Below are 16,790 nucleotides of genomic sequence, written 5' to 3'. Positions count from 1 at the left end.
TTACGTCTTACGTTCTGTGTGTTCCCGCAGGAGTCGACCGCCCTCCGCTCCAATTACCTAATCACATTGGTAAATAAATTCTATCTTATGACCACGAATCCAAAAGCCAGACTTCTATAATATAAAATAAATAAAGAGGGCTACTGCGGTTGATTTCCGCTACGAACGGACGCTTTCCGCAGGCACAGACGTAAGCCGTAACCCTCGCTAACGCGCGGTTTGTTACGTCTTACGTTCTGTGTGTTCCCGCAGGAGTCGACCGCCCTCCGCTCCAATTACCTAATCACATTGGTAAATAAATTCTATCTTATGACCACAATTCCAAAAGCCAGTCTTCTATAATATAAAATAAATAAAGAGGGCTACTGCGGTTGATTTCCGCTACGGGCGGACGCTTTCCGCAGGCACAGACGTAAGCCGTAACCCTCGCTAACGCGCGGCTAGTCACGTCTTACGATCTGTGTGTTCCCGCAGGAGTCGTCCTCCCTCCGCTCCAATCGCTTAAACAAGGTGGTAGGAATATTCCAATTGATTACTATAAAAGGATAAAAAAATGACAAAAGGCATCAAGTTAACTTCATGTTGCCTTTTGTCGACACTCAAAAAGGATTGCATTTCTAACAAAATCGCAATCCTTTACTAGTTTATTTATTTTGTATTGTATTCATAATACGCTCTTTAACATCCCATTTAACTGTAAACATGACTAGCTGTTGCTTTTCGCGCTTCTCATCATAACATTCCGTTAAGTATCCTTTTGCTTGTTGGATTTGTTCAGCAATAAATCCTGCTTCTAGTCTGAAGCTTCGATTGTGAATTTGCAAAAGTGTTGGTTCATTTGTTAAATGGAAAATGCGTCCATCCTTAGACTCCTTTGTCAATTCAAGAGTACCCCAGCACGCATCCGCGAAAAATGCGATAAGTTCTTCTTGACTTTTACAAGGGAACTTCCGTGCAAGCTCCTTCCCAGCCCAATAAAGTACGTCATCTTCATGTTTACCGAGTATAGAAGATAGAATATGATCACGGATTAACTCATATCCAAATGGTGAGATTGTATTAGATGGATTATTTAACATTGAAATCCTTCTTTCTTAGAATTTTCTTATAATTTAGCGTCAATAAAGTAAAGGTAGAATTTTCGAGAAGAAACGACACGTTATGTACTAGATTGCTTCTATAATAAGGGCTATTAAAAACTCTATGTTACCTTGACGCTCGTAGCACTTGAGAGTACAATAAACATGTCATAATATTGTACCATGATGAAATACACAGTCAATGGAGTATCATTTACAAAATGGTGACTTCTTTTGTTGTGCTATTTTAAGTACTAAGGGGGGTAACAGTCTTGTCGAAAGATCGAGAGTTTTTATGGCGTCGCTTACATTCTCTACTAGGTATCATTCCAGTAGGTCTGTTTTTAACGATGCACCTATTCATTAACTTTACAGCAACAGGCGGAGCAGAAAGCTACAATGATGCTACCGCAGTAATGGAAAAGATTCCATTTCTTATCCTAGTAGAGTGGATTGTCATCTACATTCCATTAATGTTCCACGCATTTTATGGTGTGTACATCGCATTCACTGCTACACCAAATACAGGGCGTTTTAGCACATACCGTAACTGGATGTTCTCATTACAACGCTTCACGGGTGTATTTTTAGTAATTTTCATTGCATGGCATATTTTCCAAACTCGTATTCAAAAAGCGCTTGGTACACACGTTGATTACGACATGATGGCAAATATCGTAAATAATCCATTTATGCTTGGATTCTATATTGTTGGTATTATATCAGCAACTTTCCACTTATCAAATGGCTTATGGGCATTCCTAGTAAGCTGGGGTATCACACAATCTCCTCAGTCTCAAAAGATTGCTACTTATGTAACAAACGTTCTTTTCGTAATTCTAAGTGTAGTTGGTGTGGCTGCTATTTTAGCTTTCGTATAATTTAATAAAAGCTACTATAGAAGTGCATGCAATCTTTGCAATTTTTTAAGAGGAGTGAGAAATAATCATGGCGAAAAGCAAAATAATTGTTGTCGGCGGCGGTTTAGCTGGTCTGATGGCAACGATTAAAGCAGCTGAAGTTGGTACTGAAATTGATTTGTTCTCATTAGTTCCTGTAAAACGCTCACACTCTGTATGTGCGCAAGGCGGAATTAATGGTGCCGTAAATACAAAAGGTGAAGGGGATTCTCCTTGGATTCACTTTGATGATACAGTATATGGTGGGGACTTCTTAGCGAACCAACCACCTGTTAAAGGTATGTGTGATGCAGCCCCTGGTATTATTCACTTAATGGACCGTATGGGTGTAATGTTCAACCGTACGCCAGAAGGTTTATTAGACTTCCGTCGTTTCGGTGGTACGTTAATGCACCGTACAGCATTCTCAGGTGCAACAACTGGTCAGCAATTACTATACGCGTTGGACGAGCAAGTTCGTTCTCACGAAGTAGCTGGATTAGTTAACAAATATGAGCACTGGGAATTCCTTGGTGTTATTATCGATGATGACGGCGTTTGCCGCGGTATCGTAGCACAAAATATGCGTACAGAAGAAATTAAATCATTCCGTGCAGACGCTGTTATTATGGCGACTGGTGGCCCTGGTATTATCTTCGGTAAAACAACAAACTCTGTCATTAACACAGGTTCTGCTGCTTCTATCGTATACCAACAAGGTGCTTCATACGCGAATGGTGAGTTCATTCAAATTCACCCAACAGCGATTCCTGGAGATGACAAAAACCGTTTAATGTCAGAATCTGCTCGTGGTGAAGGTGGACGTATTTGGACATATAAAGACGGTAAACCTTGGTACTTCTTAGAAGAAAAATACCCTGCATATGGTAACTTAGTACCACGTGATATTGCAACACGTGAAATTTTTGACGTTTGTGTAAACCAAAAGCTTGGTATCAACGGCGAAAACATGGTATACCTAGATCTTTCTCATAAAGATCCACATGAATTAGATGTTAAACTTGGTGGTATCATTGAAATCTACGAAAAATTCGTAGGTGATGACCCACGTAAATTACCAATGAAAATTTTCCCAGCAGTTCACTATTCTATGGGTGGATTATGGGTAGACTACAACCAAATGACTGAAATTCCTGGTCTATTTGCAGCAGGTGAATGTGATTACTCTCAACATGGTGCAAACCGTCTAGGTGCAAACTCATTATTATCTGCTATTTATGGTGGTATGGTTGCTGGTCCAAATGCAGTTGATTACGTTAAACATCTTAAAAAGCATGCTGAAGATTTATCTCAAGATATTTTCGATGCACGTGTTAATGAAGAGCAAGCTAAGTGGGATGCTATCATGAAAATGGACGGCACAGAAAACGCTTACCTTCTTCATAAAGAGCTTGGTGAGTTAATGACAGCTACAATGACAGTTGTACGCTTTAACGACCAACTTGAAGAAACTTATAAAAAACTTGGCGAATTCCAAAAACGTTGGGAAAACATCAATATCAACGATACACAAAAATGGAGTAACCAAGGTGCTCACTTTACTCGTCAGTTGAAAAACATGCTTTACTTAGCGAAAGTAATGACAAAAGGTGCTTTACTTCGTAATGAATCTCGTGGTGCGCACTATAAACCAGACTTCCCGCAACGTGATGATGAAAACTTCTTAAAAACAACTATGGCGAAATTCGACCCAGCAACGGGCGAGCCAGTTATCACATATCAAGAAGTAGACGTTTCATTAATCCCACCACGTAAACGTGACTACTCTGCGAAAGGAGACTAAGAATTATGGAAATCGCAGCTAATACTGGAAGAAAAGTAAAAGTTGAAATTTTACGTCAAGATACACAAGGTGGCCAAGGCTACTGGCAGAAATTCGAAGTTCCTTACCGTCATGGTATGAACGTTATTTCTGTGTTAATGGAGATTCAAAAAAACCCAGTGACAGAAACTGGTGAAAAAACAACTCCAGTTTCATGGGACATGAACTGTCTTGAAGAAGTTTGTGGAGCATGTTCAATGGTAATTAACGGTCGTCCACGTCAATCATGTTCAACACTGATTGATCAATTGACTGAACCAGTTCGCCTTGAGCCAATGAAAACTTTCCCGGTTGTACGTGACTTACAAGTAGACCGTGATCGTATGTTCAATGCACTGAAAAAAGTAAAAGCATGGGTGCCAATTGATGGTACTTATGATTTAGGTGAAGGTCCTCGTTTGCCAGAAGGTAAACGTCAATGGGCTTATGAATTATCTAAATGTATGACTTGTGGTGTATGTATGGAAGCGTGTCCAAACGTGTCTGAAAAAGCTTCATTCATTGGTCCAGCACCATTATCACAAGTACGTCTATTTAACACTCACCCAACAGGTGCTATGATTAAGGACGAACGTTTAAATGCAATTATGGGTGATGGCGGTCTTGCTAACTGCGGTAACTCTCAAAACTGTGTAGCTGCTTGTCCTAAAGGTATTCCTTTAACAACATCTATCGCATCTTTAAACCGTGCAACAACAGTGCAAATGTTCCGTAACTTCTTCGGTTCTGACCACTACGTTGACTAATTGTACAATGCAAATCCCTTACACAATTGTGTAAGGGATTTTTTTTATAGACTGTTAGTTACAAGAAAATAGGTGATTCGGGAATAAAACACTAAAATTTCTGATTTTTCTATGATAATATAGCAATTTCCTTTATAATGAATTTGTATTCATTTTTAAACTATTAATATACGGCTAGATAAACAACAGTTTCATTAAACATAAGCTGGATACAGAACGAAGGGGGAAGTTGAATATGAAAGCAAGTTATATTGGGGATTTTGAGAAATGGGCAAATGATTTTTCATTTTATATTGAGGTACGTGTGCGTTTTTCAGAAACGGATATGTATGGCCATATGAATAATACAGTTAGCTTTACATATTTTGAGCAGGCTAGAATCGATTATTTTAATCATCTGGGCATATTAATGCCTTCTGCAATTGATGACAATGTAAATGGAATACCAATCGTAGCGGATTTACAATGTGATTATAGAAAGCAAGTTTTCTTTGATGATGTAATTCGCGTGTACACGAAAGTAGCCAAGGTAGGTAATTCATCAATGGATATTCATTACTTAGCAAAAAATCAAAAGGATGAAGTATGCTTTACAGGACGTGGTACTGTTGTACAAATGGACCCTCGAACAGGTAAAAGTGTGCCAATAACAGAAGAAGAAAAGGCACATTTAGCGGCACTAGCTATTATTTAACTTGCTTCAGCAAAAGTCACTTCTATAAGTGGGGGATAAAAGGCAACTATGCACTAAATTAAGTGGGGGATAAAGCTAAATCAAGCTAAATGCGTAGATGTCACCAATTTAAAGTGTAGTTTTTCGAGCAGGCTCAAAAAAGCTGGACGTATTTATGCAAAGGTAATAGATTCATTTTTTTATTTGCATATTGCGCTATTATAGAAGAACTTCCGTTTTTTTTATGGAAACTACGTATATTAATGAAAATAGCCGTCACCGCTCAACACTCCTTAACATAAGTTACAATACGTGCGGGGGAGGAGGGTGTGACTGAAAATGAATGGCTCTCATCATCGTTCTCTTTTAACAAACCGAGAACGTGAAATATTTGCGCTTTTATTAGCTGAAAAAACAACGAGGGATATTGCAGGGCAACTTGGTATTAGTGAAAAAACAGTGCGAAATCATATTTCCAATACAATTCAAAAGCTGGGTGTAACAAATCGATCTCAAGCGTTAATTGAGCTGTTACGCTTAGAAGAATTTAAATTAGACTAATGGACTCTTGCTATTTCGTGAAAAAAACGACAAAATAGAACTATTCAACGTATTTTTAGGAGTGGAATAGTTATATGTCGGATGAAGTAACAAAGCACTCACCTGAAACCGTTGCAACGGTTGAAAAGGAACTACGCTATATAGCGGCCATTGTGAAGCAAAAAGGAAGAGAAATTGTTTCACAATATGCGATTACGCCGCCACAATTTGTTGCATTGCAGTGGTTAGAAGAGCTTGGTGATATTACAATTGGCGATTTATCAAACCGTTTATACTTAGCTTTTAGTACGACAACAGATTTAGTGGACCGAATGGAGAAAAATGAATTAGTCAAGCGAATGCGTGATGAAAATGACCGTCGTGTCGTTGTCGTTCATCTTCTCGAAAAAGGCGAACGTATTATTCAAGAGGTTATAGAAAAAAGACAGCAATATTTGCAGGAAATGCTTGTTGGATTTAACGAACAAGAAGTCGCGCAATTATCAAGCTATTTACAAAAACTACATGTACACATGAAACAGGATTGAGGCGGAAAGTATGAATGCCCCGATAGGCGTTATTGATTCAGGAGTAGGCGGTTTAACCGTAGCAAAGGAAATAATAAAACGTTTACCAAATGAAACGATTTATTATATAGGTGATACAGCAAGATGTCCCTATGGTCCACGAACTCGTCAGGAAGTACGAAATTTTACTTGGCAAATGGCAAAAGCGCTAGAGAAAATGAATATCAAGATGCTAGTTATTGCTTGTAATACAGCGACTGCAGTAGCACTCGAAAGTTTACAACGTAATATGCCTTTTCCGGTATTAGGCGTTATTAATGCTGGCGCACGTGCAGCTGTAAAGAAAACGAAGCGACATGAAGTCGTTGTGCTTGCAACAGAAGGTACAATTAAAAGTGGGGCATATGAAGAAGCGTTATTATCTCTTAATACGTCTACCCACATTATTCCATTGGCTTGTCCAACATTCGTACCACTAGTAGAAAGTGGCGAATATAAAGGTGAATTTGCAAATAATTTAATTGCTGATGGCTTAAAACCGTTAAAAAACGAACAATTTGATACGGTCATTTTAGGATGTACACATTATCCTATTTTGCAGAAACAAATTGAAGCTGTCGTCGGAGAAGATGTTTTCGTGCTATCTTCTGCGGAGGAAACAGCAAAGGATGTTGAGGAAATGCTTGCGTATAACGGCACTTTAGCAGATTTAAATGCTAAGCCCGCACATAAATTTTTTGCAACGGGCTCTGTTCCAATTTTCCGTTCGATTGCAGAAAGTTGGCTGGAGCAAGGTACGCTTGACATAAACCGTATTACATTAAAATAAAAATCAGCTTAGCTTAAGTGCTAGGCTGATTTTTTTATTTTGTAATAATTTATGGAACTGAATGTTTTACATAAATAAATAGATCGCAACGAACATAGCAGCACTTCCAGCCATTACAAAGACATGCCAAATTGCATGGTTGTACTTAATCTTTTTGTTCTTATAAAAATAAGTGCCAGCAGTATAAAAAATGCCACCGATTAAAAGTGTCATAAACCCATTGAATGAGATGTAGGCAACTAATGGCTTATAGGCGAAGACAATGAGCCATCCCATCCCAATATAGACAATTAATGATACTTTTTTAAAACGATATACGAAAAATTGTTTTAGAATGATGCCGATGAAAGCAAGCACCCATTCAATAATAAAAATGCTCAATCCAAGCTTTCCACCAACTGCTATTAAAGCAATCGGTGTATAAGTTCCAGCGATTAATAAGAAAATGGAGCTATGATCTAGTTTTTTTAAAAGCACCTTGTTTGTCGGCAGTGAGTGATACAAGGTGGATGCTATGTATAAACAAAACATCGATAAACCAAAAATAATGTAACTAATAAGCTCGGTGCTTGTACCAGTTGTTACAGCCTTATGCACTAATAGAAGGGTAGCAGGAACTGTCAAAAATGCACCTATTCCATGTGTTAGCGCATTCCAAAATTCTTCCTTTATGGTATAACTACTATGCCCAATTGTTGGTTGAGACATGACCATCACCTCTTTCTTTATTATATTACTATAACATGAGTGGGTTTTTCATTGTAGATGAAAATGTAATGCAATTTATATGATAAATATCATATATTGGGCGTAGTAAATCGTCGCACCAATGTAAAATATGATAAAATAAGGGCGCGAAAGATTTTAGGAGGCACGATTAATTATGACAAGATTTGATGGTAGAAATGCAGATGCATTGCGTCCTGTAAAAATGGATAGCGATTATTTATTACATCCAGAAGGCTCAGTATTGATCCAAGTTGGAAATACGAAAGTAATTTGTACGGCAACAGTTGAAGATAAAGTACCGGGTTTTTTACGCGGGCAAGGAAAAGGATGGATTACAGCTGAGTATTCTATGCTACCACGTGCCACAGCACAACGTACTCCACGTGAATCGTCACGCGGGAAAGTAAACGGACGTACAATGGAGATCCAACGTCTTATTGGGCGTGCATTGCGTGCTATCGTCGATTTAGAGGCTTTGGGTGAACGTACGGTATGGATTGACTGTGACGTGATTCAAGCAGATGGTGGGACACGTACTGCGTCAATTACAGGTGCATTTGTAGCGATGACACAGGCGATTGCTAAGCTGGCTGAAGATAAGCAATTAGAAAAATTCCCTGTTACAGACTTTTTAGCTGCTACAAGTGTTGGCATTGTTGAAGAACAAGGTGCCGTTTTAGACTTAAACTATGTTGAAGATGTAGATGCAGCTGTAGATATGAACATCGTTATGACTGGAGCAGGTCGTTTTGTAGAATTACAAGGCACTGGTGAAGAAGCAACCTTTTCACGTGAGGACTTAAATGATTTACTTGCATTAGGTGAAAAGGGAATCCGTGAGTTGATTGAGCTACAAAAACAAGCGCTTGGAGAAATCGCTCTTAAAGTAGGAGGAAACGACTAATATGAAACAAGTTGTAATTGCGACAAAAAACAAAGGCAAGGCAAAAGATTTTGAAGCATTATTTGCGCCACTTGGTTATGAAGTGGTGACGATGTTTGATGTTGCACCGAATATGGAAATAGAAGAAACAGGCACAACATTTGAAGAAAATGCTGTGTTAAAGGCAGAAGCTTTGGCGAAAGAACTTGCAACTATTGTCATTGCTGATGATAGTGGCTTAGCTGTAGATGCACTAAATGGTGAACCAGGTGTATATTCGGCACGTTATGCAGGTGATCACGATGACGAGGCAAATATGGTAAAGCTTTTGCACAATTTACAAGATGTTGAAGATGATAAGCGTACAGCTCGTTTTTGCTGCTGCATTGCCATTGCAGGTCCTGATTTTGAAACAACGACTGTATTCGGCACTTGTGAAGGTGTTATTGCACATGAAAAACGTGGTACAAATGGCTTTGGTTATGACCCAGTCTTCTTCGTACCAAGCTTAAATCGTATGATGGCTGAGTTAACACCAGAAGAAAAAGGTGCTATTTCTCACCGTGGAAATGCCATTCGCAAGCTAAAGGAACAATTGCCAAATCTTATTAAGTAAGAGGTGATTTCTATGCAAATATTAGTTATGAGTGATACACATGGAGATAGCGCTGTTATTGATAAAGTACGTAGCTTTTATCCTGATGTAGAAACGTTGATTCATTGTGGCGATAGTGAGCTTCCCTTCTCCCATGATGCACTCAATGATATGAAGAAAGTACGGGGGAATTGTGATATCGATAAAGCATTTCCAGATGAAGTCATTATGGAAGTGGGAGATGTTACCCTGTTTGTAACACATGGTCATTTATTTAATGTGAAAACATCCATTTTGTCATTGTCGTACCGTGCTAAGGAGGTCGATGCACAAATTGCCTGCTTCGGCCATTCTCATGTATTAGGTGCTGAAATAATTGATGATGTCCTATTTATAAATCCAGGAAGCTTATTAAAGCCAAGAGGTCGCAACGAAAAAAGCTTTGCAATTATAGATATTCAAGATGATTATTTTCAGGTCAATTTCTTAACAGATGACAATGATTGTATTTCAACGCATAAGTTTATTCGGAAATAAATCATAAGAAGTCATAAGGAATGACACTTATATAAAAACGCTTAAGATTCTGCTAAAAGAGAGTTTAAGCGTTTTTATATTTATGTATACAGTGTTGCTGGAAATTATATCCATGAATTAATTGCATTATAGTAGAAAAACTAAATGAAAAGAACAAGGGTGATTAAATGACAAAGGCAAACAACATAGGTTGGAATTTCGATAATAGCTACACTCGTCTACCAAGTTCATTCTATAGCCGTCTTCAATTGAATCGTGTACAATCACCAAAATTGGTGATTGTTAATGAGGCAGTTGCTAAGTCCCTTGGATTAGATTATCAAGCCCTCCAACGCGAAGACAGTATCGAAATACTTGCAGGTAATGAGGTGCCAAGTGATGCATGTCCGCTTGCACAGGCTTATGCAGGACATCAATTTGGGCATTTTAATATGTTAGGAGACGGTAGAGCACTGCTTCTCGGCGAACAAATCACACCAACGGGGGAGCGCTATGATATCGGGCTTAAAGGGTCAGGGCGAACACCGTATTCTCGAGGTGGTGACGGTCGCGCGGCACTCGGTCCTATGCTCCGCGAATACATTATTAGTGAAGCGATGTATGCACTGGGCATTCCGACTTCTCGTAGTTTAGCGGTGGTGACTACAGGAGAAACAATAATACGTGAAACTGAACTGCCTGGTGCCATTTTGACGCGTGTTGCAAGCAGTCATTTGCGTGTGGGGACATTTCAGTATGTGGCACAATGGGGGACGGATGAAGAGCTTCAAATTTTAGCTGATTATGCGATAGAACGCCATTTCCCAATGATTGATCAGACGCAACCTAATCGCTATTTGAGTCTGCTTCAGGAAGTCATGGAGAGACAGGCTAAACTCATTGCACAATGGCAGCTAGTTGGCTTTATTCACGGTGTTATGAACACTGATAATATGACCATTAGCGGTGAAACAATTGATTATGGTCCTTGTGCTTTTATGGATACTTACGATCCTGCTACAGTTTTTAGCTCAATCGATAGACAAGGTCGCTATGCATATGGAAACCAGCCGCCTATAGGAGGGTGGAATATTTCTCGTTTTGCTGAAACCCTGCTCCCACTTATTCATGAGAATGAAGAAGAGGCTGTAACACTAGCACAGGAGGTTATACAACAATATCCTCAGCTCTATTACACAAATTGGCTCAAAGGCATGCGAGCGAAATTAGGAATCTTTAACGAAGAAGAGCAAGATGCAGCACTAATAGAAAAACTGCTAGCATTAATGGAAAAAGACGGTGCTGATTTTACGAATACATTCCGTGCTTTAACTTTTAATCAATGTGAAGGAACTTCCCTATTTGACAGTACAGAGTTTAAAAAATGGAATGAACAATGGCAAGCCAGACGCGGTAGACAAGAGGAAACCGAAGAGGCATCACAACAATTAATGCGAAGTAACAATCCAACGATCATTCCTAGAAACCACAGAGTAGAAGAGGCATTAGAAGCTGCTGTTACACATGGCGATTATCGCGTAATGGACAAACTATTACAGGCACTTTCACAGCCATATGCCCATTTAGCTAATCAAGAAGTGTATACAACGCTACCAGCACCCACAAATTGTCCGTATCAAACGTTCTGTGGCACATAATCATAGATTTAAAACGAAGGAATTTCATAGCCTTCGTTTTTTTTATTGAAGTAAAAGGAAAGCAGTAACAGCACAAAACCTTTGAGCATACGTTATGTATGAATAACAGAAAAGGAGACTGTGCAACGTGCATCAATATTCTAAAGGTTGGTTTGTAAAGGAGCTACGTGCAAAGGGGATTTTAGTACATCCTCAATTAAAGAGCCATCTAGGGCTTTTTAAAGAATCTGAACTACGGAATTTATATTACCGCTATGTTGACAAGCAACCAATCGATACGGAGAAATGATAGGTTGGTTTAAATAAAAGAGAAACACTAGTTTATAGGAGAATAACGAAAAACCAGATTGATGGACAAAAGATATTGTCGATGAATCTGGTTTTTTATTTATGCGTTTAATAAAAGCGGTAGCAAAACTGCATAACAATTGCCATTGCAATCATATCCGACATCTCGAGCACCTCTGCTTCGATTTCATCGAAAACTTGCACATCTGCTTGATAGTCTTTTTGTATCATGGTAACAGCTTCTTTTTTCGTTAAAGCTAAATGGCTATAAAACATTTGCTGTACGGCTTCTTTACTCAAATAAGGATTAATCGTACTTAAAAATATAGCGATATCATCGGCATTACGATACCATTCTTTTTCTTTTGCCGCTGCTGTTGCCGCATCGCCTTTATTCGCTGCTGTAACGAGCTGCGCTGCAATAAGTAGATGCTCTTTAATAAGTTCGGCGTACCGATCAGCTATTTGATCTCCATAAAATGGACGAAGACAATTTCCTAAATCCGTCGCATTGCGTAAAAGGCGCGTTTGCACAAATGGTAAATCTGGCAAACCAAAGACAATGCTAATAATGGTCATCCTCGTCCAATTGACATGCTCCATCCACAACAGTCGATTCATAGCTAAATAATCAGATTCAGCTTTACTGATGCACTTTCTATTATCGAGCTGTGGTTGTAAAAAGTGCCGAATAGGCGCTGTATACTGGTTGTATGGAACAGTATAGATGGCGCTTAATGAATTGCTGTAATATTCATTTGAATACGGAAACAATGCACGTTCACTCCCTTAAAAATACATTCTATTGTAGAATACTCGACAATACCTTTGGGTGTTCATGAATATAGAGCGTGCATTATTCTTCATACATCATTTTCTTTGTCATACCTCCATCGACAGTAAGATTAATACCTGTAACAAATCGATTCGCTGGATTTGTTAAATACAGACATGCTTGTGCGATATCTTCTGGCATCCCAACACGCCCTGACAAATGTTGCGCATGATCGATTGAACGTAACTGTTCATAATCCTCCGTTTCAATCCAACCAGGCGATATACAATTGACCATAATCTGATCTGGCCCTAAAGAGCGTGCTAAAGCGTGTGTTAAAGCCACAATACCGCCCTTTGAAGCGGCATATGCTTCCGTATCTGGCTCAGACATAAAAGCCCGTGTAGAGGCTAAAGAAACAATCGAACCACCATTCTCATTCGTCCGCATTATTTTAGCCGCCTCTCGTGAACAGAATAAAACACTCGTTAAATTCGTTTGTAAAATATCATGCCATTGTGCAAACGTAATATCATAAGGTGACACAGGCTGAAACTTTCCAGCATTATTAATTAAAATTGAAATCGTCCCGAAATGTTGAACCGTTTGCTGCATCAAGGAAATAATATCTTGTTCCTTTGTAACATCTGTCTCTACGAATAATGCGGAATAACCTTGCCCATGCATTTCTTGCTCAAGTTGTTTACCGCACTCTACATTGACATCTGCAATGACAACCTTAGCACCACTTTTTGCATATGCCAGCACAACACCTTTACCAATTCCTTGTGCTCCACCAGTCACTACAACAACAGCGTTTTCAAACATATTCATTCCTCCATTTTTTGCTTTTTATTATTTTAGCAAAAATAGGGCAGTGTACTATATTGAAATGGCATAAAGAAACATCTAGATTCATACAATAAATAGGTATATAATATTTTCAAGGCAAACCTTGCCTTCATAGTAAAATTAATGTTGACATTATGTTATAAACGACATATAATAAATATTGTCTTTCCTAAGAGAAAATGAAATTAGGAATACACATCATGTCTCAGTAGCTCAGCAGGATAGAGCAACGGCCTTCTAAGCCGTCGGTCGGGGGTTCGAATCCCTCCTGGGACGTCTCAAGGTTCAGATAGAATAAGTTTGAACCAACTGAAAAGCGCTTCAAATCCTTTAATATCAAGGGTTTGAGGCGCTTTTCCTTTTTTTGAGAATACGTTAGAAAAGGATAGAAAATGAAAAGTTTCTACACATTTTCTACACAAGAAAACATATTACGAAGTCGCTTCGTGACTGTTATTGCACTAAACTGCAAAAAGGTTAAGTTTAACTATTCGCATACAATTAGACGAAGTCCTCGTTAAACCACTATTCTTGAATGCCATTCATCATTCTTATTGAAATACTTTGTAATTTAGAATGGAATATAAATAAATTGGATATGAATAAATGAAGGGCTTATCGTTATTGTGTTTTATGAAGATATAAAAATTTATTGCTACAGCTTCCGTGAGAAGACTTTATTTACACGTAGAGATATGCATTGAAGTAGTGGAGTAGACAGTCATTGTAGTGAATGTGCAGGTATTTGGTTTGAATGGCAAAATCGGGCATTGGAGCGGAAAATGGAAAAGTGGATCGACAATAACCAAAGAGTCGTAAATTAACTTATCAACCTTCAATTTTCTAGAACATCTAGACACAGGTTAAAAGTTCGGTGTGGCATTTTAATTAGGCAGTTTTCTTAAAGGTTGTTGCTAAACAAAACCTTGAGAGCAACAAAAACACAGAGTTAATCTACAAATGCTTAAATCTCTGTGTTTTTATATTTCGCAAACCGAATCTTAAACTAAAGCTCCTAATTACTTTAGGTACATTACTTCTCAATCCAAGCCTTTATCATAAAATTGGTTAACTTCGAGGTGTGATTAAGTAATGAACTTCGCAAACCAAGCAACATAATGTGCCCCAGTTTTAAATAAAATCTGAGCCAAAATGGTTCCTAAAAATCTTGACGTCATCATCATTACAGAAGCTCTTTTTAAATCTAGATAGCTTCCGCGCTTATTAATAACATCATCAGCAAGAATTGAAATTTTAGGGTCAATGAATATGATTAAAAGAATCGTCGCCACTCCATTGATTAATCCAGAAGCCATAACAGCAGTAGCTTTTAATTCGGGTACTAATAAGCCTGCATATAAAGATGATAAAACTCCAATCGTATAAATCGCAGTAATTAGAATGTTGATCACAAATAATTTGACAGGAATATCTCGCAACCCAATTCCTTTTAAATAAGTCAAACTTGGCTTACGAATATGTTTAATCCCACGTCTTAAATATTCAATAGTAACCCCTTTTTTTAATAAAGCTGGTATAGACCCTCTTTCCTCAGCTAAATGAATGATCCCTCTTGAAAAGATTGCTACGAAGGTTGGAAGAAATAATATCCCTATTAGTGTACCTATTGATGCTGCTCCAATAATAGCTCGATATTGACTTTCTACAAAGGCTAACGCATTGTCATCAGGTGCTGTATCCACTAAACTCCCTGTAAACGGTTGTTGCATCATATTAGCTAGCCTAGAAACCATTACCATAACATTGAAAAGTGATAATGCTGAAGCTAGTAACTTTACACGCGCTCCTGATAAACGTACTGCATAAGCAAGTGTTTCGATTGAATGAATGATTAGAACAAATAAAGCAATTATTATCAATTTGTCTGTTATTAATTCCACTTTCTATACCTACCCTCGAATTTCCAATTATTTCACATTTAGGCATTTGAAGTTTAAAATAGTTCCGAAAGCTGCTCTTTGTTTAACTAATCGATTAAAAACGTTTTCTTTTTGGAATAGCCACTATTGCAATTATTCTTATGTGAACCTGCGACGTTAGTTTAAGCGTATTTTTTCACAAAATATGCGGAAACCTCTTTTAGACTGCTTTGAAAATATAAGAATAAAACCGCTATAATCCTTATATTAGGCTTATAGCGGTTTTACGTCTTTATAAAATTAGAAAACGATGTTTCTATACAACTAGAAGTTGTTCAAAGATATCGCTCGCCTGTTCTGAATCGCGCTCTCGCAACTCTTTTAAGACGTGTGCATACGTAGACGTTGTAATATCGATGCTAGCGTGCCCTAGGCGTTCTGATACATATAAAATCGAAATTCCTTTGTATAGTAGGATACTCGAGTGTGTATGCCTTAACCCGTGAGAAGTAATGAGTGGTTTAATATTTAAGCATTCTAGAATTGAGCGAAGGGTATCATTTAGTCTGTCATTTGTGACAACGGATATATCTGAAGTTGGATCAAAGAAAATTAAGTTATGCACATTCGCTGGTTCGTTTTTTATGGTAATTAAATGCTTTTTTAATGCATTCATTGTTAAATTATCAATACGAATAGTTCGCTCTGAACTTTCAGTTTTTAAGGGACCAAAACCACCACCTTCTTTATACTTCCACTGACGGTGTATATTAATCAGGTTGTTTTCAAAGTCTAAATCGTTGATACATAAAGCAACCAATTCTGCATACCGTAGCCCTGAAGATAGAGATAAAATAAGCATAATAATTTCAATTCCTTCGTTAAAATTTTTGTGTAAATGCTGTATCAGCAATTGGCTACTTGTATAATCAAGAAACTTTTCAGAGCTCTTTTTTCCAGCAGAACCTGTAATAGTAACATTTCGAGTAAAATCTTTTTTTATTAAATCCTCATCAATTGCTTCCTTCAAACAGGTACGAATGTAACCATTCAGCTTGCGATTAGTATCCTTTGAATTTATTTCTCCTCGGCCATTTAGGAAGGTTTGATAATCCCGCTTTGTGATATTTTGAAGCGGCTTTTCATTAAAATGATTAAAAATTTTATTATACGCAGCTTTATACGAATTTAAAGTAATACTACCAACATCCCTCTTATAAGTCTGATACCACTCTAAAAAATATTGAGCGAAGGCTATATCCTTTTTAATACCAAAAGTTCCTTGGGCTATATTTGTTTCAATTTGAGCTGCTGCTACAGAAGCCTCTTTTTTTGTGCGAAAGCCTCCTTTTCGAATCGGCTTATATTTACCGTTTTCCATATAACTCACAGTGTATTGCCAAGTGTTCCCCCGCTTTGATATGCTTGCCAAATTATATTCCTCCGTTTCGATACATTGAGTGTCTATTTAAATTTTT

18 protein-coding genes and 1 tRNA gene are annotated in these 16,790 nt (G+C 38.0%); 13 read left to right on the top strand and 6 right to left on the bottom strand.

Annotation, left to right across the window (positions count from 1 at the left end):
* Positions 1–644: 644 nt before the first annotated feature.
* A complete protein-coding gene (locus tag ACIP9C_RS04570) occupies positions 645–1,079 on the bottom strand; it encodes a YslB family protein (protein WP_401008979.1) in 435 nt (144 codons plus the stop codon).
* A 272-nt stretch (positions 1,080–1,351) separates the two neighbouring features.
* Between ACIP9C_RS04570 and ACIP9C_RS04565 the strand changes: the two genes are divergently transcribed.
* From ACIP9C_RS04565 to racE, 7 genes are all read left to right on the top strand, one after another.
* A complete protein-coding gene (locus ACIP9C_RS04565; protein WP_401008978.1) occupies positions 1,352–1,960 on the top strand; it encodes a succinate dehydrogenase cytochrome b558 subunit in 609 nt (202 codons plus the stop codon).
* Between the two features lie 67 nt (positions 1,961–2,027).
* Positions 2,028–3,782, top strand: a complete 1,755-nt coding sequence (gene sdhA / locus ACIP9C_RS04560) for a succinate dehydrogenase flavoprotein subunit (RefSeq protein ID WP_401008977.1) — start codon at positions 2,028–2,030, stop codon at positions 3,780–3,782.
* 5 nt (positions 3,783–3,787) lie between these two features.
* On the top strand, positions 3,788–4,567 hold the full coding sequence (gene sdhB / locus ACIP9C_RS04555; RefSeq protein ID WP_340823175.1) for a succinate dehydrogenase iron-sulfur subunit: 780 nt from the start codon (positions 3,788–3,790) through the stop codon (positions 4,565–4,567).
* 235 nt (positions 4,568–4,802) lie between these two features.
* Positions 4,803–5,261, top strand: coding sequence for an acyl-CoA thioesterase (locus ACIP9C_RS04550; RefSeq protein ID WP_340823176.1), 459 nt, complete (start codon positions 4,803–4,805; stop codon positions 5,259–5,261).
* Between the two features lie 318 nt (positions 5,262–5,579).
* The gene (locus tag ACIP9C_RS04545) at positions 5,580–5,801 is read left to right on the top strand and encodes a helix-turn-helix domain-containing protein (RefSeq protein ID WP_172772342.1); all 222 of its coding nucleotides are present in this window, start codon (positions 5,580–5,582) and stop codon (positions 5,799–5,801) included.
* Between the two features lie 74 nt (positions 5,802–5,875).
* A complete protein-coding gene (locus ACIP9C_RS04540) occupies positions 5,876–6,328 on the top strand; it encodes a MarR family winged helix-turn-helix transcriptional regulator (RefSeq protein WP_172772341.1) in 453 nt (150 codons plus the stop codon).
* Between the two features lie 10 nt (positions 6,329–6,338).
* The gene (gene racE / locus ACIP9C_RS04535) at positions 6,339–7,136 is read left to right on the top strand and encodes a glutamate racemase (RefSeq protein ID WP_401008976.1); all 798 of its coding nucleotides are present in this window, start codon (positions 6,339–6,341) and stop codon (positions 7,134–7,136) included.
* Positions 7,137–7,202: 66 nt separating this feature from the next.
* Here racE and trhA read toward each other — a convergent pair whose 3' ends face one another.
* A complete protein-coding gene (gene trhA, locus ACIP9C_RS04530) occupies positions 7,203–7,844 on the bottom strand; it encodes a PAQR family membrane homeostasis protein TrhA (RefSeq protein ID WP_401008975.1) in 642 nt (213 codons plus the stop codon).
* A 175-nt stretch (positions 7,845–8,019) separates the two neighbouring features.
* On the opposite strand from trhA, the gene rph reads away from it, so the two are divergent.
* The 5 genes from rph (at position 8,020) to ACIP9C_RS04505 (ending at position 11,806) form a co-directional block, all read left to right on the top strand.
* Positions 8,020–8,769 carry a ribonuclease PH gene (gene rph / locus ACIP9C_RS04525; RefSeq protein WP_401008974.1) on the top strand — a complete coding sequence of 250 codons (750 nt, stop codon included), beginning with the start codon at positions 8,020–8,022 and terminating at the stop codon, positions 8,767–8,769.
* 1 nt (position 8,770) lies between these two features.
* Positions 8,771–9,364: an XTP/dITP diphosphatase gene (locus ACIP9C_RS04520; protein WP_401008973.1), complete on the top strand. Its 594-nt coding sequence runs from the start codon at positions 8,771–8,773 to the stop codon at positions 9,362–9,364.
* A gap of 12 nt (positions 9,365–9,376) precedes the next feature.
* Complete coding sequence (locus ACIP9C_RS04515; protein WP_401008972.1) at positions 9,377–9,880, top strand: metallophosphoesterase; 504 nt, start codon at positions 9,377–9,379, stop codon at positions 9,878–9,880.
* A gap of 167 nt (positions 9,881–10,047) precedes the next feature.
* Positions 10,048–11,517, top strand: a complete 1,470-nt coding sequence (locus tag ACIP9C_RS04510; RefSeq protein WP_401008971.1) for a protein adenylyltransferase SelO — start codon at positions 10,048–10,050, stop codon at positions 11,515–11,517.
* Positions 11,518–11,644: 127 nt separating this feature from the next.
* Positions 11,645–11,806, top strand: coding sequence for a DUF2639 domain-containing protein (locus ACIP9C_RS04505; RefSeq protein ID WP_340823188.1), 162 nt, complete (start codon positions 11,645–11,647; stop codon positions 11,804–11,806).
* Positions 11,807–11,913: 107 nt separating this feature from the next.
* On the opposite strand, the gene ACIP9C_RS04500 is transcribed toward ACIP9C_RS04505, so the two are convergent.
* Together ACIP9C_RS04500 and ACIP9C_RS04495 are read right to left on the bottom strand one after the other, a co-directional pair.
* On the bottom strand, positions 11,914–12,579 hold the full coding sequence (locus tag ACIP9C_RS04500; protein ID WP_401008970.1) for a hypothetical protein: 666 nt from the start codon (positions 12,577–12,579) through the stop codon (positions 11,914–11,916).
* 82 nt (positions 12,580–12,661) lie between these two features.
* Positions 12,662–13,408 (bottom strand): SDR family NAD(P)-dependent oxidoreductase, encoded by a 747-nt coding sequence (locus ACIP9C_RS04495; RefSeq protein ID WP_401008969.1) that lies wholly within the window; start codon positions 13,406–13,408, stop codon positions 12,662–12,664.
* 226 nt (positions 13,409–13,634) lie between these two features.
* On the opposite strand from ACIP9C_RS04495, the gene ACIP9C_RS04490 reads away from it, so the two are divergent.
* Positions 13,635–13,708 (top strand) — tRNA-Arg (locus tag ACIP9C_RS04490).
* A gap of 809 nt (positions 13,709–14,517) precedes the next feature.
* Here the strand turns inward: ACIP9C_RS04490 and ACIP9C_RS04485 are convergent.
* Both ACIP9C_RS04485 and ACIP9C_RS04480 read right to left on the bottom strand, forming a co-directional pair.
* Positions 14,518–15,333 (bottom strand): lipid II flippase Amj family protein, encoded by an 816-nt coding sequence (locus ACIP9C_RS04485; RefSeq protein WP_401008968.1) that lies wholly within the window; start codon positions 15,331–15,333, stop codon positions 14,518–14,520.
* A gap of 295 nt (positions 15,334–15,628) precedes the next feature.
* Positions 15,629–16,744, bottom strand: coding sequence for a site-specific integrase (locus tag ACIP9C_RS04480; protein WP_401008967.1), 1,116 nt, complete (start codon positions 16,742–16,744; stop codon positions 15,629–15,631).
* Positions 16,745–16,790: the final 46 nt, after the last annotated feature.

This window comes from Lysinibacillus sp. NPDC093210 (assembly GCF_044753985.1).
Taxonomy (GTDB): domain Bacteria; phylum Bacillota; class Bacilli; order Bacillales_A; family Planococcaceae; genus Lysinibacillus.
Note: the sequence above shows the minus strand (reverse complement) of the source record. Positions and strands in the feature narration are given on the sequence as shown.